We start from the raw sequence: 19,344 nt of genomic DNA on the forward strand, positions 1-19,344 counted from the left end.
CCGAAACCCACTGTCCTCAACAAACACGTTGAAGCCCGCCGGCAACCTAAGCTGCCAAGCTCCGGTAGACGCCTTATAGAACCAAACAATAAAACATGTCAAACTATATTTCACAAAAATATCACAAAAAGTAAAATTAATTTCGTGGTGCCTTTAATGTCAGCCTAAGCTTACATTACTCTACTTTTCTGAAACAGACAAATACTGGGCTTTTTCATGGCTTATAGACAGATGAATGCTTAAATATACAATATCTAGTACGACATTTAGTACGGCGCACTGAGAAAGAATAAAGGTACCCGAGAAAGACTACATCACAAGTTTCTCAACCCACATTAAACAGTACGACTCCGATGAAATAACAGCATATATACATTAGCAATCAATATTAACGTTAGGCTTATGAAAACATTAGCCGTAATGAGCACCAAACTTCATTTTCACGAAGATTGTATAGCATGCAATAATACTACGCCCTCTAAATAAGTAGAACGAAGGCCCGCTTACATGATTGATCATTAGAACCGCCTTATTGGAGTAAAATCATCCCAGCTCGTGACTCAATCAAGAAACCCGCCATATTTTGTTAGCCGTGAGCGAGGTTTTGAACGGATTTAATTTGGATTGAGAAACTCGTATGTGGACTGTTTCAGGTTTGACAGATAAAGAAGTTACATGCGCAACAATTCACTTGTCACACCCCCATTATAATAAAACGAAAATGTCATCATGTCTCAACAAGGTGTCATTCACAAATTCAATTTGGTATCAACCCACGCTTATAAAGCCTCGCGGAACCGTAACAAAATATTTGCACTTACAATATACTCTTCAACAAGGCATTTAAGAGGAAATTTAAACTTGAACATAGCACCGATTATTTTGTGTGGTGGCTCTGGCAGTCGTTTATGGCCATTATCACGAGCACATGCCCCGAAACAGTTTCACCGACTAGCTGGTAGAAAGACAATGCTTGTCGCCACACTTGATAGAGTTGCCGCCGCAAACGGAAATGAAGAATTGTATGGCTCAGCTTGCGTGATCGGCTCCACGCATTTTGCCGCTGAAATTTCGGAACAATGTCGCACTTCAATTGCAGATATTGATAGCATAATACTAGAACCTTGCATGCGCGAAACATCAGCAGCAATTGCAGCGGCAATTGCAGAGTTGGCTGACACCGATCCAAATCAAATTGTCTTAGTTCTTCCTTCGGACCACCATGTGACCGATATCAAAAGTTTTAATTCAGTCATGCAGACGGCAGCTCAATCTGTTGCAGTTTCTGGTGGAATAATGACCATTGGTATAAAACCTACGCGACCCGAGACACAATTTGGTTATATTGAACATGCCGACGACGATGGCCCAATTTATGACGTGCTGCGCTTTAAAGAAAAACCAAACGCAGAAGACGCCAAAGCATTTCTCGAAGCAGGTTCCTTTTTCTGGAATGGCGGCATATTCATGTTCCGCGTTAAAGATATGGTAACTGAGTTGGAGCGACAGCAGCCAGACATTTGGCATCATGCAAAATTAGCATCACAAAACGGAAAACGTGAAGGTAACCTTCTCTTCTTGAGAGAAGCAGATTTCGAACGATGCAAGAAAATATCTATTGACTATGGAATAATGCAAAGTGCCACACATATTCGTACTATAGAAGCCAGTTTCGATTGGAGCGACTTAGGCTCTTGGAACCGATTGTATGAGATCTCACCTCAAGACAAAAATAACAATGTGTTGATTGGTGACATTGTCTCACATAAAGTTAGTAATAGCTATATAAGAGTACAAGATCGCCCCGTGGCAGTGGCAGGCATAGATGATTTGGTTATTGTTTCTCTCGCCGATGCTTTGATGGTGGTTCATCGCGATAAAAGTCATATGGTCAAAGAACTTCATAATCAAATATCCAAAACAAGCTGGCCGCCCAAAATGGTCAATACATCTGGCAAAACTGTTCCCTATATTGATACCGTTAAAAATTGGGTCTTTGATAAAGCGCTTCCTTTCTGGGCTGAACATGGATTTGACTATAAATTCGGCGGTGCCCATGAAGCACTGGATTACGCAGGCAACCCTGTTGATCTTGGCCAAAGACGTCTCAGAGTTACAGCGCGACAAATATATTGCTATGCGAAAGCATATGAACTCGGTTGGAATCGCGATGAATGCGTCAGGATTACCGACCATTGCCTAAATACATTAATTACAACGGGCTGGCATGATGATGGCGGTTTCATTCATCTATATAATCCCGATGGAACAATACAAGATGACATGCGCGATATGTATGATCAATGCTTTGTGCTACTTGCAATGGCGACCTTGTGGCAGGCGACAAAGTCTCCACTTGCTAAAGAATGGGGTGAAAAAACGCTTAAGTTTGTGGATGAGACATTAGCTGATCCTGACCTGGGTGGTTACTTCGAAACAACGAAGAAGCCCGATATTCGCAGGGCCAATCCGCACATGCATTTCTTTGAGGCAATGCTTGCTTGGTATGAAGCAACTGGAGAACAGGACTATCTTGATCGAGCTGCAAAACTTGTCGATTTATTCAAGACTAAATTCTTTGATCATGAAAACTGGCGTGTGCATGAAATGTTTGACACATCTTGGACACCACTTGAAGATGGCACCAATCTGGTGGAGCCAGGGCATCATTACGAATGGGTCTGGCTGCTTCTAAGATACTCAAAAATGTCTGGAGATCGGTCTGTTTACAATTACGCGCGAAAAATTTATGCGACAGCGCTCTCTTTTGGTCATCATGTAAAGACCGATGGCGTTGCACAATTCGTCAATGCTGATGGCACCAACCTTTCACCAATTGGGCGAATGTGGTGCCAGACCGAGGCGTTAAAAGCTTCCATTGCGATGGAACAGCATAATATGCATGTGGATGGCAACTTGCAGGTTCGTATGCTTGATCAGCTTTACAATAGATATCTAAACACTCCAATAGAGGGCGGGTGGTATGATGGAATCGATGATAAAGGACATGTTGTGTCTGAGAATATGCCTTCAAGCACTTTCTATCATGTCTTTTGCGCTTTCATTGAATATTTAGAACATAAAGATGCATTGTGATATTTTAAATCAGACTCACAAGAGGAAACGATAATGCCCGCAAAATTTGGCACAAGCGGTCTACGTGGGCTTGTCAAAGATATAACAGATGGAACCTGCGAACGACATGTACGCGGCTATCTACGTCATCTAATTGCTAAAGGTTCTGCGAAAAAAGGGGATAATGTCTATATTGGACAGGATTTTCGCCCCTCAAGCCTGAAAATTGCAACTCAAACATTCAATGCAGTATTTCTCGAAGGGTTCGTTCCGATAGATTGTGGTGCCTTGCCGACACCAGCACTTGCAAATTACGCCATGAAGAATGCTTCAGCATCAATTATGATTACCGGTTCACATATTCCATCGGACCGGAATGGTATCAAATTCTACCGTGGAGATGGTGAAATCGATAAAACAGATGAAATAGCTATCGCGAATTTTGCAAATGACGTTGAAATTCAAACCGCAGCTAACACCTTCAATATTAGCAATGAACATAAGGCTGCAATGAAGCTTTTTGCCGAGCGATTTTCCGGATTAATTCCAGCAGATGCATTTTTGGGCAAACGCATTGGTATTTATGAACATAGCTCCGTTGCACGTGATTTCTTGCATGATTTATTACAATCATTTGGTGCGGAGACCATCTCGCTTGGTCGTTCGGAGGGCTTTATTCCAGTGGATACGGAAGCAGTGAGCGAAGAAACTCAAGCCACGATTAAAAAATGGACGCCAGAATATAACCTTGACGCTATCATCTCTACCGATGGAGATGCGGACCGACCGCTTTTATCAGATGAAAATGGCAAGGTTATCAAAGGTGATGTGCTTGGCTTTATTACATGTCGCTTCTTAGAAGCTGACAGGATAGCCACACCAATTAGTTCCAACTCCGGAATTAAAGATACCGATCATGTGAAAGTCACCAAAACACGCGTCGGGTCACCTTACGTTATCGAAGCAATGAACGAAGCAATTGCACAAGGCGGCACACGCGTTACAGGCTTTGAAGCTAACGGTGGCTTTCTTGTTGCAAGTGATATTGCGATAGGTAGCAAAACACTTGATGCATTACCAACACGAGATTGTATATTACCACTTCTGGCACCACTTTCTCTGGCTTTTTCTAGGAATAAGTCGCTTTCAGAGTTGGTGATAGATCATGCTCTACCCACCACCCAGGCAGGTCGTATTCAGGAGTTTCCAACCGATGTTGGTCAAAAACTAATTGCCGAACTTAAAAATAACAGAGTTTCAAGTGATCGTTTTTTTGCATCATTTGGAAAAATCGCCAACATCAACACAATTGATGGTTTGCGTGTAACACTCGATAATGAAGAGATAATTCATCTTCGCCCATCAGGAAATGCTCCGGAAATGCGGTGTTATATTGAAGCAAGAGATGAAACACACGCTGACGAACTTGTTAGAAAAGTAATCACACATATCCGATCTCATGTTGCTGTGAAGTAATCTTCTGAAGAAATCCATCAACTTATACTGCTTTCATGAAGATTCATGGAGGCGGAGATATGGAGCTATTGTTATCAAATAAAACCAGCACCGTTACTAACATGGAGAAACATACGCTTGCGACCCCACAGAAAGAATCACTCTTTATCTGGCAAGCCCAATGTAAATTTATGAAATGAGAATATAACCTTAGATTCCAAACATTTCCGATGGCGGATTACTTAAAAAATGGATTATTATATACACAAGAACCCACAACTGCCCTAAATACATTGTTAATAACAATCTATGAGTATACCTAAGTTGATGTATTCTTGGCTCTTTTATCAACTTCAAACAAGCATATTTCTATCAGGTTAGTCTGATGAGTCGTATGTAACACAAAACTAAATCATGCCCGCGAAAAACACGGTTTTAAAGCCTTCTTGACTTTTAATAGACGATCGGTCTAATAAAATAATTAGATACTGGAGCTATATACTTGCAAACGAATACTGAAAAACGTCGCCGTGGCCGACCACCCAAAGAAATGACTGGCCACAGCGAAACCCGCGAAGCGCTCTTGAACGCCGGAGTGGCAGCACTAACCGCAAAAGGTTTTTCGGCGACAGGTATTGATGAAATCCTACGGAGCGTCGATGTTCCCAAAGGATCATTTTATCATTATTTCAAAAGTAAAGAAGCTTTCGGCGCTCAACTGATTGACCGGTACGCAGTTTATTTCACGTCGAAATTAGACCGCATATTACTTAATGAAGCGCGCGCACCTCTTCAACGAATGGAAGATTTTGTTGAGGATGCAGTAATTGGCATGCAACGGTTTGAATTTACGCGCGGCTGCCTTGTGGGTAACCTGGGTCAGGAAATGGGTGCACTACCTCCTGCATATCGCAATCTATTGATTGATGTTTTTCACACTTGGCAGAACCGCACTGCCACCTGCTTAAAAGCAGCAGTCGACATGGGTGAAATTCACCCTGATATCGATTGCGATGCCGCAGCTGAGTATTTCTGGATCGGCTGGGAAGGTGCTGTTTTGCGCGCTAAACTCGAACAGTCTGAAGCACCACTACGCCAATTTATGAAAGGTTTTTTATCAGGGTATGCGCGGTAATTTTTCATATTTAACTAGTCGATCGGTCTATTTTTTGAATAACTAAGTTTCTAATATTTTAAGGAAAGGACGAAGATGAACAGTATGGTTGCGAAAAGCGCAAACCCTATATGGCTTAATCGTAGCGGAAAAAGTATCGCTTTGAATATCAAATTTTTGCATGACTGCCACCTGTCGGAAAAAGCCTACCTTACTGCTTTTAGAAAGCTCACATTAGTATGTACGCTCATGTGGCTACGAACTAAGAATCTTATAACCACGCATTTGGTGCACAAGACTTCATCACCTCTTCAACGACAGGCAGTATCATGATCGAATCTTCTACAAATTACGACTTTATCATTGTTGGTGGCGGATCCGCAGGTTGTGTTCTGGCCAACCGCTTGTCAACAGACCCAAAGAACAAAGTTCTGCTGTTAGAAGCCGGCGGTAAAGATAACTACATCTGGATACATGTACCGGTTGGATACCTTTATTGCATGGGTAACCCCCGCACTGATTGGAAATATAAAACAACCGAACAAGAAGGACTGAATGGGCGTGCATTGAACTACCCTCGCGGGCGGGTTTTAGGCGGATGCTCATCAATCAACGGTATGATCTATATGCGAGGGCAAGCAAATGATTATGACGGTTGGCGTCAGATGGGAAATACAGGATGGGGTTGGGAGGATGTTTTACCCTACTTCAAAAAATCGGAAGACTATTATGATGGCGCTGATGAAATGCACGGATCAGGTGGCGAGTGGCGCGTAGAAAAACAACGTCTGTCTTGGGAAATTTTGGATGCCTATCAAGATGCAGCCGAACAGATAGGAATCTCCAAGGTTGAAGATTTCAATCGTGGAGATAATGAAGGTTCTTCCTATTTCCGCGTAAACCAAAAAAGTGGCTGGCGATGGAACACATCCAAAGGTTTCTTACGGCCCGCCAAGAAACGTACTAACCTGACTGTAATAACCCATGCGCAGGTACAACGTGTCATATTCGAAGGCAAACGCGCATGTGGTGTTGAGGTAGAACGTTACGGTAAAAGTGAGACATATCTGACCAATGGCGAAGTTATTTTAGCGGCGGGTGCGGTGGGCTCTCCGCAAATTTTGGAATTGTCAGGGATAGGCAACCCAACACACCTGAAAAAAATGGGGATCAATGTAGTTCATCAATCAGATGGAGTGGGTGAAAACCTACAGGACCATTTGCAACTACGCGTTGCTTTTCGTGTCAAAAATGTCAAAACACTTAATCAGAGAGCAGGTTCAATATTGGGGCGAATTGGCATTGGTCTTGAATATGTTCTGTCGCGAAAAGGGCCGATGTCAATGGCTCCCAGCCAGTTGGGGATATTTGCCAAATCCGGACCAGAAATTGAAACTGCAGATCTGGAATTTCACGTCCAACCGTTGTCACTCGAAAAATTCGGAGACCCATTGCACCCATTTCCGGCATTCACGGCTAGTGTTGTGCCATTACGCCCGCAAAGTCGCGGGTCAAGCCACATCAAAACGCCTGATCCCGCAACGCATCCAACAATTAATCCCAACTATCTGAGTGCGGAAGCGGACAAAAGAGTAGCGGCACGTGCCATTCGTTTAGCGCGCGAGCTTGCCAGACAACCCGCTATGGATAAATATCAACCTTTCGAAATTAAACCGGGAAACAAATATCAATCTGATGAAGACCTGGCCAAAGTTGCCGGTGATATTGGCACAACAATTTTTCATCCCGTTGGTACTTGTCGCATGGGACCAGATAAAGAAGCCGTTGTTGGGCCGGATTTGCGAGTTAAAGGGGTGAGTGGATTACGCGTTGTCGACGCATCCATTATGCCAACAATCCCTTCTGGTAACACAAATTCGCCGACGATCATGATCGCTGAAAAGGCTGCAAATATGATATTACGACCGTAGTCTTTGAAGACCTTTATGAAGGACGGCAAAAGCGCAGCGCGGCAAGGTTAGACGTGCTTCATTACGTTGTATTTTCTACAAACCAAAACATATACAACTCGACCAAAGGGACATAGTTGCGAGCCGTTTTAAAATGAACCTGTAAAGTACTTGGAAAACATCAAGATACGTACTTCAAAGCTCGGCATAAGGGTGGTTTTGTGGTAGCTTAAGTATCATGGAAGTAACAATTTTATGTTAGAACAAGAACCAAGACAAAAACGGCGCAATCAACCGACCTTGAAGTCGATTGCAGAACGTACCGGGCTTGCTATAACAACTGTCTCAAAGGCGCTAAGGGGTGGTGGCAATCTAAATGCTGAAACCGTCAAACGCGTCCACGCGGTTGCGCGCGAGATAGGCTATCGCCCGAACAGGTCTGGTGTTGGCCTTCGAACCGGGCGCACGTTCGTAATTACAGTTGCGGTTGACCACTCCGATGATATTTCTGACTTTGAACGTCGAATTGTTACCGGCGTATCGACCGCATTAAGTGCTACCCCGTATGAAATGTCATTCACACCCATTTTTGCTCACACCGATGAAATAGAAGTCTTCCGCGACATCGCCACCTCTCACGCTGCTGATGGCATAATTTTTACCAATACTACACCAGATGACAAGCGGGTTAAGCTGTTAACAGAGCTGGACTTTCCATTTGTAACTCACGGACGAACAAACCTTGCTGTTCCTCATGCTTATTATGATTTCGACAATGAGGCATTCGTGTATCAGGCGGCAAAACGACTGATACAAAAAGGACGAAAGAACCTGGCAATAGCGTCAGGCACAGTGGGACTTACTTATTTTGAGCACGCAAAGGCGGGCCTCCACCGGGCAACACAAGAGGAAGGTGCCAAAGTAAGCACTCTTAATCCGGCCCAAGGAGTGAAACCTTTCGCAGCTGCGATGCACGAAGCGGTGCTTCGTGCTGCCAACAATCATAGCTTACCTGATGGTATTATTAGTTCCAGTGATATCGGTAGCCTGGCGCTCATCGATGCGCTCATTGAATCTGATGTTATCATCGGCAAAGATATAGATATTGTCTCGCGCCGAACCTCAACAATGCTGGACTTTTGTCGTCCCAGACTGGACATGATTTCGGAAGACCTTATCGGCGCAGGTGAAGTGCTTGCCAAATTACTGATCCGGCGCATCAATGGCGAAGCACCTGAAGATCTGCAAATGATTGGTGCGCCTAAAGTGATGTGGCAAGATTAAATCTTGCGAGTTAATCTTGCCGGGAGGCTGAAAGGCAAAAACCTTTCAGTTAACTCAAAATACTAGCTTACTCTATTGTTCTTCTCATCGAATAAATGAACGTGTTCCATATCAAAGGATAGAAACAGTTTTTGCCCGATTTGACAGTTAATTTCTGTATAAAACCGCCCAGTAATACGTTCATTGCCTGATACAAAATGGATGATGCTTTCATCGCCGAGACTTTCAATTAGGTCTACCTCAGCTTCAATACTCAAATTGTCTGACTGCTCATGAATAGAGAGATGCTCTGGGCGAACACCTAGTGCTGCGATATCCGAAAAATGAGATGCCGCACTTGGGTTGATTTTGATCTCGGCATTGCCGCTGGTTTGCAAACTTGCATCGGTCACTTTCATGATATCAAACAAATTCATTTGTGGTGAGCCAATAAAACCCGCAACGAAGGGATTGGCCGGAGCAGAAAACAGGTTTTTGGGTGTATCAAATTGCTGAATATGCCCCTTTTCCATAACGGCAATTTTATCTGCCATTGTCATCGCTTCGACTTGATCGTGGGTAACATAGATTGTTGTAATGTTATGATTGCGATGGAATTTCATCAACTCCATGCGCATCTCAACACGTAGTTTGGCATCAAGATTAGACAAAGGCTCATCAAACAAAATTATGCGAGGCTTACGCACAATTGCACGGCCAATTGCTACGCGCTGTCTTTGCCCGCCAGAAAGTTGGCCGGGTTTGCGCTCTAAAAGTTCTCCCAATTGAAGCGTATCTGCAACCTCATGAACAGCCTGCTTTATTTCGCTTTTTTTGCGCCCTTCAAGTTTCAAACCAAAACCGATGTTATCGGCAACAGTCATATGAGGGTAAAGTGCATATGATTGAAACACCATTGAGACGCCTCGCTCACGCGGGTGCAGGTCATTGGCTCTACGGCCATCAATCTGCAACTCTCCGTTTGTAACATCTTCTAGGCCAGCCATCATGCGCAACAGGGTTGATTTACCACACCCTGACGGGCCCACCAGAACCGTGAAATCCCCCTCCTCCACATCTAGGTTAAGGTTAGGAATTACATTAACATCGCCATAATTTTTCTTGAGGTTAACTGCGGATAAAACTGCCATGTTCCCCACTCCTTAATTCGGGTCGCGCTGTTTGGCGACCGCTAGTGTGATAATTTCAAATGCACGGAATTTCACGATCGCAGACCCGTCTTCATCAACTTCTAAATCCGCTTCATGCTGATCCATAAGATCGACTAAGCGGACGCTTTTGACTGGAAATCCGAAACTGATTTTTGCAGTTGTCTGGCGATTACTCTCTTCGACCAGACGAATTATTATTTCATCTTCGTCCTCGTTCGGCTTGATGGCGTGAATTGCAACATTTTTAGTGTCTATACTCAGCAAACCATTTTGATCGTCTGCTTCTGCATTTCCACCATTCTCGACGGCAATTGCCATGAGCGGATGACTAAAGGCTTCCGCGCGGCGTGAAATTGTAGCAATAGTGTTTGAACCGGTGGCAAAGGTAAGTCCATATCTGCAATGATGTTGTTCACGGTCAGCAGTTTCAAATGGGAAAATGCCCGACTTTATAAGCGTCATGCGAATACGCTGCCCACGTGCATCATATCCATACTTGCTATCATTAATAAGTGCCACCGTATAATCACCTTCACTCATGGCAACCCAACGATGCATACTCGCTTCAAACCGCGCCATATCCCAACTGGTATTTGCATGGGTGGGCCGCGTAACGTGACCAAACTGAATTTCGGATTTCACTTCATTGCTATTAAGTGCAAATTCAAAACCCGCTTTGAGCAAAGTCTGACTTTCATTCCAGTCGACATAGGTATCAAACTCAAGAACCATTGAGTCTTGTGCCAACGAAATGATCTGCACGATTTTTGAACCAGCATAATTTCGTTCCACCTTAAGCGCTGCTCTATGAGGACCTTCCTCTATCAGTTCAAAATTAGCGCACGTATCCACTGGCCAATATTTTTGATCAAAATACCAATCAACATCCCAAGCATCCCATTGTATAGGTTTATCTTCAAACGCTTGAAGTTGATTAGCTACGCTGCCTGGCTTGAGAAGTTCACGACCAGCCGCTTTGTCAAACACAGAAGTGATTTCCCCATTCTCTGCAAATTCGACTCGCAGGAATGAGTTTTCGAGCATATGTTTGGAAGCGTTTAAACCACTGCTTGCAACACCCGTTCTGTCTGGTGTAACAGATAGATTGAGAATACTTGTAGCCGGAATATTAGCAACTGGCGCAACCCATTCAGTGCTACCATCTGCCCGAGTTATGGCTTGAAGCGGTGTGCTACCTGAACCAGAGGATAACTGAGTTCCTGTTTGTGCAAGATCAAATGGAAGTGTCACTAACTCGCCACTTCTGTCGCTACCCAAAGCATTTATAAGTGCAATATCGCCAGAGCAGTGATGTCCCAACGCCGATTTTAATGCAGCATAACTATCTGCAAAAAACTCGGCATATTCGCGATCACTATCTTCATAAACTTCTGCAATTGACGTGCCAGGCAAAATATCATGAAATTGATTGAGCAGTATGACGCGCCAAAACTCCGCCAGCGCCTCAGATTGAAGGTCGCTTGCAGCGTTATCAATCTTGTTTGCCGCCAAAACGAACTCCAGATCTTGCAATCGGTCTTCAGCCAATCGGTTATTGCGCTTATTCTTGGCAATCGACGTTAACGTGCCACGGTGATATTCAAGATAAAGTTCACCTACCCATTTAGGAAACCGATCTGGTTCTTTTCCCATTTTATCGCCCAAGCGATTGATAAATGGCGTCACACCTTCAAACTTCACTGATGGGCAGCCCGGAATGCCTCGCTCCATTCGGCGCCCGACTTCGATCATTTCTTGGGTAACCCCTCCGCCGCCATCGCCATGACCATAAGGAATTAGGTAGTTGTCATTCACATTTTTGGGTTCGTATCTGTTCCACGCCCCCATAACATAAGACACATCCAAATCCGGCTCATATACGGTGCGAATTGTCGTGGCGTCATCCCGCTGGGTGGTAATCAAATAGGTGTTTACATCTGTACCATCTATCCCCGTCCAAAAAAATGTATCATGAGGCATCCGGTTGGTATCGCTCCACGATAATTTACTTGTTACCAGAAATTCAACACCTGCTTTACGCATTATCTGCGGCATAGCTGCAGAATAACCAAACGTATCCGGCAACCAGAGAATTTTGGGATCTACGTCAAAATGCTTGCGATGATAGCGTTTGCCACGTTGAATTTGGCGAACCATGGATTCACCTGAAATGATGTTTACATCTGGCTCAAGCCACATTGCGCCCTCAATTTCAAAGCGACCTGATTTGACATGTTGCTTAACACGCTCAAGTAACTCGGGCGCATCTTGCTCCAAATAATCAAACATCACACACTGATTATACATGAACATAAAGTCAGGGTTTTCATCCAGAAGTTTGAGGGCTGTTGCCATCGAGCGGAGCATTTTTTCGCGTGTTTGCGAAACCGGCCATAACCACGCAACATCTAAATGTGTGTGTCCAATACAACTCGCAATCGGCTTTTCTTCAGTATCCGTTAGCTCATATATCTTGGCAGCAATTTCAGCCGCAGGCTTAAGCGATGCGATGAAATGATTACGATCTCTAAAATCGATAAGTCGAAATGCATCATCAATCAAGGTCAAAATTTTATGCTTACGCAAGTCCGTATCCGGCAGTCGAACGGCAACCTCAAAAGGAACATGCAGATCATAATATAGGTCTGTAGCCTCTTGGTCGCGCCAGAACCGCTCCAATGCATAACCGCACAGTCGGCTTGCATCACCGGTATAATGATTAATGTGCAAAATGCCCGTATCACCTGGGGCCAAAACTTGCGTCAAATCAATTTCAGCATGATACCCGTCAACCCCTTGCAGATATTCGCCATTGAGCCAAACCAGCCCCTGCCCTTGCGTTCTGCCCATCAGAATTTCATTCTGGGCCTTGATCTTAAAGATAGGCTTTGCGCCTTCAGGCTGTCCGGTCAGCGCAATTTCGGCAGCAAACCAATGATGTCGCTTGGCACCTCCCCAAATCAGGTCCTGAGGAACCACGTCCCAACTGCGCCAATCTTCCGCTAATACTGAAGCATCATCATCTTCAGTAATTCGAAAATGCAGCTTTACATGGTCTTCCGCCGACCATTCCGCATGTTGCTCTAACTCGGCAAGATAACGTGCCAGCTTCTCTTGCTGTTTTGACAGGTTCATGTCCTGACTCCCTTGTTAACCTTTGACCCCAACGCCTGCAAAACCTGTTGTAAGGTTACGTTTTAACAGGAAGTAGACGAGAACAGCTGGTGCCGCATAAATAATAGAATAAGCGGTCAGGAAGCCGTAATTTGTTGCACCATACTGACCGAAAGACGCATAAAGACCAACTGCCATTGGAAAATGTTCATCGCTGCGCAACATTAAGAAAGGAAATAAGAATTCATTCCAAGCACTGGTAAATGCCATAAACCAGATCACAGCCAGACCCGCTCGAGACAATGGCAGCACAATATGCAAAATACTCTGCCAAAGCGTTGCGCCTTCCATATAACCCGCTTCCTCTAGTTCAGTAGGGATCGTGTCAAAAAAGTTTTTAAGCAGTAAAACGGCAAACGGCAAATTAAGCAGCGTCATAACCATGATGACCCCTCCCGCATTCAACAACCCCATTACCCTCCCAGTCAAAAAGACTGGAATGATAATGGCGGTTGCTGGGAGAATACGCAGCAATGCAAGGCTCCACAAAAGGGTGTTCTTGTAGGGAATATCAAGCCGCGAGAACGGATAAGCGGCAAGTGTTGCCAAAATGGTAGTCAAAGTTGCGGTAATGATAGCAATAACCATAGAATTTATGAATTGGCGCAAGGACGTGCCAGTCATCACAGACGCAAAGTGTTCCAGGCTGAGACTGCTCGGGATGGAGAAACCTCCCGTTGCTTGCGGGTTTATCGAAGTCATCACCAGCCAACTCAACGGACTAAGCCAGGCAAGAATTATGAACGCCAATAATAAATTTGTTGCGCTAACACGTGCAGGCGATTGTTTGACAGCACTGATCATTTTGCCCGCTCCTGACTTAGCCGTAGATAGATGATAGACAACCCGCCAACAATAACCATCATAGCTATTGCAACAGCACTGCCATAGCCCAACTTACCCACATCAAAGGCCTGTTTATACATGTAAATGGAAAGAACCTCAGTCTCACGCCCTGGACCACCGCCAGTGAGGGCAAAAATAAGGGAGAAGAAGGCATAGGTCCAAATCGTTACAAATAGCAAGTTAGTTGCAATTTGAGCGCGTAGGAGCGGTAAAAGAACATAGCGAAGTCGTTGCCGTCCGTTGGCTCCATCGACATAGGCGGCTTCCAATACTTCGCGTGAAACGGTGTCCAAGGCCGCTGAAAACAGGAGATACGACCATGCAGTTCCCTTCCAAATATTTGCGATTACAACAACTTCCATCGCGTAGGCGTTCAGCAGGTTTATGTTATCAAAACCAAGAGGGCTCAAGACCAAAGTATTTATAAAACCATCGCGGCTGGCGAACGCATTCCACATAAAGGCACCTACAACATCTGGTGCAAGCCAACCAAACAGGAGCGCGAACTCAACTGTTCCTTTCAATCGAAATGGATAGTTTTTCAGCAGGAGCGCAAGTAAAAAACCCAACCCGCATTGACCGACAATAGCCGAGAAGAATGTGAAGACTGTTGTGGTCCACACAGATTCCAAAAATCCACGACGGGTAATCAGACGAATGTAATTATCAAACCAGATAAAATTGGGGGAGATAGCTTTCTTTCCCAAGAGCGCCAGATCAGTAAAACTGACCCAAATCGTCCATCCGGCATAAAAAATAAATAGTCCTATAAACAATATGGCTGGTATTGCAGCGATTGTCATAAGAGATGTTGAGCGCCGGAGCCAGACATGTGAGGTGGAAATCATGGCGACTTACCTTTTTAAACAGCGAGACGAAGAGCTAACATATTAAGACGCGGCTCGTCCAAAACAAGACACGCTCGTCACGCATCTTATTACGATAGAAGGCCCCACCGAACATATCGGTGGGACATTAGTGATTTACTTGATTGTTTTGACTTCTTCTTCGCCAAACTCATCAACGAGATTTGCTTTAAACTCTTCAACAGCCTCATCAACAGATAGGCCTTCAAGAATTGAAGTCGTGGCCTGTTGAACAAATGCCGAAACAGAAGAATATCCCGGGAACGTGTCACGCCCTGTGGTTTTTTCAACCAATGGAGAGATAGCGGCAAGATAGGCATCGGCTTGATAAACATCAGCCTCCAAAGCATCTGTACGCACTGCAACACGCCCTTGACCAGCTACCCATTTAGCATAAGATTTTGCTTCCAGAATTGTTTCAATCAACTGCCAGCTAAGGTCTTTCTGCTCTGATTGTTCTGCAACTGCTACATTCCAACCACCTGAAATATTGCTGTAGCTCGGAGCATTTGCAGATCCGTCACCAGGAAATGGCGTCCAAGCCATAAACTCTGACTTTTCCTCAGCCGTTTTTTCGATGCCAGCTGCGCGCCAAACTGACCCAAACTCCCACGAACCGTTTGCCATAATCGCGATATTACCATTTGCAAAGGCACGACGCATATCGCCCCATACATCCGGTGTGTAATAAAGCTCACGACCAGAAAGCTCGCGATTAATGAAAATATCCTGATAAAGGTTAAGCACCTTGCGGATAGCAGGACTGTCGCCAATCCATTTATTTTCATCCCAGTCACGTAAGCGATTTGCACCGCCTTCATTACCGTCAGCGCCTAGCAACGCCATATAAAAGCCTTGCATTGTTGTTGCCTCACCAAGCTTGGTGCCAACTGGGAAATAAATTGGATATTCAACATCAGATACTTTGTTTTTAACTTGCTCAGCCGTATCAAGAATATCAGCCCAGGTTTTAGGCTCCCAAGGTAAAGTCACCCCTGCCTTCTCAAGAATGGCACGGTTATACCAGAGCATACGCACATCAGTGTAAACAGGAACGCCGCGCACTTCGCCGTTAATAGTGGAAATATCCTTAAGCGAACCAAAATAAAGCGACCAATCTGCCCAGTTCGTTGAGTAGTTAGTCAAGTCAGCCAAATAGCCACTTTCGGTATATTCAGCCGTTCTATAGCTATCATAAACCACAACATCAGTTGCTGCACCACCTGCAAAATCTACAGTGATACGCTGATCCAAGTCTTTTGGTACAACTGTGGCAATAACTTTTTCGCCAGTCTTTTCCTCAAAAGCCTTAAATGCAGGCTCCATAAGTTCTTCCCAGCCTGTGGGATATGTAATGGTAATATCCGCTTGAGCAGCTGTTCCAGCCATGCCCAAGGCAACACTGGCCAACAGACCAGCAATAATGTGTTTCCGCATATAATCCTCCCAGATGCATAAATACAACGTTGTACTATCACAATTTAGTTAGTACAACGTTGTACTAAAATTGTCAAATACGACTACCAAGAAAGATATCTTGCTGTTTTAACTGCCAAATCTCTCCTTATGATCGCAACAATGACGAATAAATCAGCGTACTACATTGCTACAACTTGATTTTGTCACAAGCGATATTTTTTATAAGGAATAGCCGTCGTTTCTGAAAGCACACAAGCGATAAATATGAGTGACGATAATAATGAACATCCATCATTTACATATACTGACGCGCGAGTACTTGAACAACTAAAGGAGCATATAGAAACTCCGAATCGTAAATTATTTCAACTTAGCAGGCTCTTCACTCGATCAGCTAATTCAACTGATGAAAAATAGACTTGCATTCGCGGCTCTTGACCTCGGCTGCACTCATTGGGACGCTTTGCGAAGCGTAACACTACCGATTATAGCGCCTGCTGTAATCTCCGGATGGCTACTTGCGTTCACATTATCACTTGACGATCTAGTCATTGCATCATTCGTGACAGGACCATCAGCAACGACACGTCCAATTAAAAATTTCTCATCTGTGCGCCTCGGCGTCAGTCCGGAAATAAATGCATTATCGACAATTATGATTGGTCGTGTAACGATAAGCTTTATCACAGCTTCCATTATATCAAATCGAGCCATCGTAATGCAAAAACGCGATGAGCGGATGGCAAGTTAAAGCTCTATCAAACTTTCGCTGAAATTTGGGCAGCCCTTCGTTTATTCAAACCGACATTACGCACCCGATCGATAAAACAAGTTGAATCCGGAGCACACGTCAAACTGAATACACTGTGCTACATCGGCAGCCCTTCGCTTTCACACCCATTGCACCCATCGTCGGGAGGATTTGATGGAGGAGGAGGTGGTGGTGGGGCAGCAATGATGATAGGATCATCTGACGATTCATGGCCCTGATCCAGCCGGGGTATACAACGAAAACTTACATTGCATTTTCCATTCGCAGATGGGACATTTTCTGAGGCAGCTTTTTCATCAGTAGTACATCTGGATGGAGATTTATAGAAAAGATCATAGGTAATACGTTTACCGCGCGGTTTTTTAAATCTCAGTACAATTTTACCATTTTTGCGAATAGCAGATTTAATTGCATCACAGCTTGCCTCATTTGTATAAAGGCGTGGCACATTCTGAGCAGATGCAACAGAGATACCTACAAAAATACTACTGAACAAAAGAAAATAGAGTGATTTAATCAAAACAGACATCACAAACTCCAACGCATACTTAGTTGGACTTTAAATGATGCAAATTCCCAGTTCGAACAAGCAAATGTTTAACACTTGGTTAAGTCGTTTGGTTAAAATGAAATTTATGTAATCAGTTGAATTTATTTAAAATTTTAAAGATATAGATACTTTAAATGTATCTCCGAATTTGGAAACGAACCAAATTTCAACGGAAGAGAATAACTCATTACTTACTTACATACATATATATTAACTTAGCTTCCTTAAACTATTCAATGTTAACCCTAGATATCTACTCAACGGTTTGTTACGGAAAATTTAGTCATAAACATTACAATTATTCAAACCTGAATAACTGCTGGCTCGTATCTGACAATTATCAACCGCGTAACCAAAATTGAATACTAACAGTATGGTGGACCGAAATATAAAATAATCACACCCCTTGATAAGACGGCATTATAATACAAGGATATTGTTGCTCAAGGTTGGAATAAATAATCTAAATACTAAGAGTAGGATCTCTCAAAATGATGCAGACATGGCGCTGGTTTGGGCCTGAAGATACAATCTCGATGGATGCCCTTCTTCAATCCAGTGTAGAAGGTGTGGTTACGGCACTTCACCATGTTGATACAGGTGCTGTATGGACCATTGATGAGATCAAAATGCGTCAGCAACAGATCACTGCTTTGGAAAACGGCACGCCTTCTGGCTTGAAATGGGAAGTTGTCGAAAGCCTGCCAATTTCTGAAAGCATAAAAACACGCACGGGTGATTTCGAAGAACATATCGCAAATTACAAACAGAGCCTTCACAATCTTGCTGAATGTGGGTTAAAAACAATCTGCTACAACTTCATGCCAATTCTCGATTGGACACGAACAGACCTCCGTTCCCCAATGGCTCATGGCGGGACAGCCATGCGGTTTGATCTGATGGAATTTACCGCATTCGATATGTTCATTCTGTCGCGCGAAAATGCAGCTGATGATTATCCTGAGCATATCCGAACGGCGGCCGAAGGTTACTTCAGGACCTTGAGTGAAAAACAGAAATCTGTATTACAACATAATATTGTAGCAGGCCTTCCCGGCTCAAATGACAAATGGGATGTCGCTGACATCAAAGATTTACTCAACACATATACTGATATAAATGCCACCCAGCTACGCGCTAATTTGATTACATTTCTGGAAGCGGTCATTCCAACCTGCAAAGAGTTGGAGATAAATCTATGTTGTCATCCTGACGATCCCCCTTTCTCAATCATGGGTTTGCCACGCATCATGTCGACAATGGAAGACTATGAGTTCGTTATGCGAGCCGTAGATAGCCCGCACAATGGTATCACGCTTTGCACAGGTTCCCTCGGCGTTTCACCGTCCATAAACATAGTCAAGATGATTGAAAATTTGGGTTCCAGAATACATTTCGTTCACTTGCGAAACACAAAACGTGACGGGCCAAATTTCGATGAGAAGCACAGCTTCTTTGAAGCAGAGCACCTTGAAGGTGATACTGATATGGTGGCTGTGATAGCAGCACTTCTAAACGAAGAAAAACATCGCAGGAAACAAGGGCGGGCAGACTGGAATATTCCAATGCGCCCCGACCACGGCCAGGAAATATTAGATGATTTAGATAAAAACTCTATGCCCGGTTATCCACTGATAGGCCGAATGCGAGGACTAGCAGAATTGCGCGGTGTTATAAAAGCAATTCAACATAAGCCCAACAATTAGGATTGATGTGCGGATTATCTCC

General features: G+C 44.0%; 13 protein-coding genes. 7 read left to right on the forward strand and 6 right to left on the reverse strand.

All coding sequences use genetic code 11. From position 1 onward, the window contains the following. The first annotated feature begins 861 nt into the window (after nucleotides 1-861). From AB2J24_RS17180 to AB2J24_RS17200, 5 genes are all read left to right on the forward strand, one after another. Nucleotides 862-3,096: an AGE family epimerase/isomerase gene (locus tag AB2J24_RS17180; protein ID WP_367386385.1), complete on the forward strand. Its 2,235-nt coding sequence runs from the start codon at nucleotides 862-864 to the stop codon at nucleotides 3,094-3,096. A gap of 33 nt (nucleotides 3,097-3,129) precedes the next feature. After that, on the forward strand, nucleotides 3,130-4,551 hold the full coding sequence (locus tag AB2J24_RS17185; RefSeq protein WP_367386386.1) for a phosphomannomutase: 1,422 nt from the start codon (nucleotides 3,130-3,132) through the stop codon (nucleotides 4,549-4,551). A gap of 481 nt (nucleotides 4,552-5,032) precedes the next feature. Next, entirely contained in the window at nucleotides 5,033-5,665 is a 633-nt protein-coding gene (locus AB2J24_RS17190) for a TetR/AcrR family transcriptional regulator (protein WP_244627998.1), read from the forward strand. A 308-nt stretch (nucleotides 5,666-5,973) separates the two neighbouring features. Then, entirely contained in the window at nucleotides 5,974-7,575 is a 1,602-nt protein-coding gene (locus tag AB2J24_RS17195; RefSeq protein WP_367386387.1) for a GMC family oxidoreductase, read from the forward strand. A 234-nt stretch (nucleotides 7,576-7,809) separates the two neighbouring features. After that, nucleotides 7,810-8,838, forward strand: coding sequence for a LacI family transcriptional regulator (locus AB2J24_RS17200; protein WP_162654870.1), 1,029 nt, complete (start codon nucleotides 7,810-7,812; stop codon nucleotides 8,836-8,838). A 62-nt stretch (nucleotides 8,839-8,900) separates the two neighbouring features. On the opposite strand, the gene AB2J24_RS17205 is transcribed toward AB2J24_RS17200, so the two are convergent. The 5 genes from AB2J24_RS17205 to AB2J24_RS17225 all read right to left on the reverse strand — a co-directional run bounded on the left by AB2J24_RS17205 (nucleotide 8,901) and on the right by AB2J24_RS17225 (nucleotide 16,312). Continuing rightward, nucleotides 8,901-9,968: an ABC transporter ATP-binding protein gene (locus AB2J24_RS17205; protein WP_367386388.1), complete on the reverse strand. Its 1,068-nt coding sequence runs from the start codon at nucleotides 9,966-9,968 to the stop codon at nucleotides 8,901-8,903. Nucleotides 9,969-9,980: 12 nt separating this feature from the next. Then, complete coding sequence (locus AB2J24_RS17210; RefSeq protein WP_367386389.1) at nucleotides 9,981-13,124, reverse strand: alpha-mannosidase; 3,144 nt, start codon at nucleotides 13,122-13,124, stop codon at nucleotides 9,981-9,983. 15 nt (nucleotides 13,125-13,139) lie between these two features. After that, nucleotides 13,140-13,967: a carbohydrate ABC transporter permease gene (locus AB2J24_RS17215; protein ID WP_367386390.1), complete on the reverse strand. Its 828-nt coding sequence runs from the start codon at nucleotides 13,965-13,967 to the stop codon at nucleotides 13,140-13,142. Continuing rightward, complete coding sequence (locus AB2J24_RS17220; RefSeq protein ID WP_162654866.1) at nucleotides 13,964-14,857, reverse strand: carbohydrate ABC transporter permease; 894 nt, start codon at nucleotides 14,855-14,857, stop codon at nucleotides 13,964-13,966. The genes AB2J24_RS17215 and AB2J24_RS17220 overlap by 4 nt, the downstream gene beginning before the upstream one ends. 135 nt (nucleotides 14,858-14,992) lie before the next feature. Next, nucleotides 14,993-16,312 (reverse strand): sugar ABC transporter substrate-binding protein, encoded by a 1,320-nt coding sequence (locus AB2J24_RS17225; RefSeq protein WP_367386391.1) that lies wholly within the window; start codon nucleotides 16,310-16,312, stop codon nucleotides 14,993-14,995. Between the two features lie 379 nt (nucleotides 16,313-16,691). Here AB2J24_RS17225 and AB2J24_RS17230 point away from each other — a divergent pair, with 379 nt between their 5' ends. Next, nucleotides 16,692-17,045, forward strand: coding sequence for an ABC transporter permease subunit (locus AB2J24_RS17230; RefSeq protein WP_420883669.1), 354 nt, complete (start codon nucleotides 16,692-16,694; stop codon nucleotides 17,043-17,045). A gap of 118 nt (nucleotides 17,046-17,163) precedes the next feature. Here the strand turns inward: AB2J24_RS17230 and AB2J24_RS17235 are convergent, their stop codons facing one another. Next, nucleotides 17,164-17,595 carry a hypothetical protein gene (locus AB2J24_RS17235; RefSeq protein ID WP_367386392.1) on the reverse strand — a complete coding sequence of 144 codons (432 nt, stop codon included), beginning with the start codon at nucleotides 17,593-17,595 and terminating at the stop codon, nucleotides 17,164-17,166. A 512-nt stretch (nucleotides 17,596-18,107) separates the two neighbouring features. Here AB2J24_RS17235 and uxuA point away from each other — a divergent pair. After that, nucleotides 18,108-19,322 carry a mannonate dehydratase gene (gene uxuA / locus AB2J24_RS17240; protein ID WP_367386393.1) on the forward strand — a complete coding sequence of 405 codons (1,215 nt, stop codon included), beginning with the start codon at nucleotides 18,108-18,110 and terminating at the stop codon, nucleotides 19,320-19,322. Nucleotides 19,323-19,344: the final 22 nt, after the last annotated feature.

Origin of the sequence: Lentilitoribacter sp. EG35 (genome assembly GCF_040784015.1) — a bacterium.
Lineage (GTDB): Bacteria > Pseudomonadota > Alphaproteobacteria > Rhizobiales > Rhizobiaceae > Lentilitoribacter.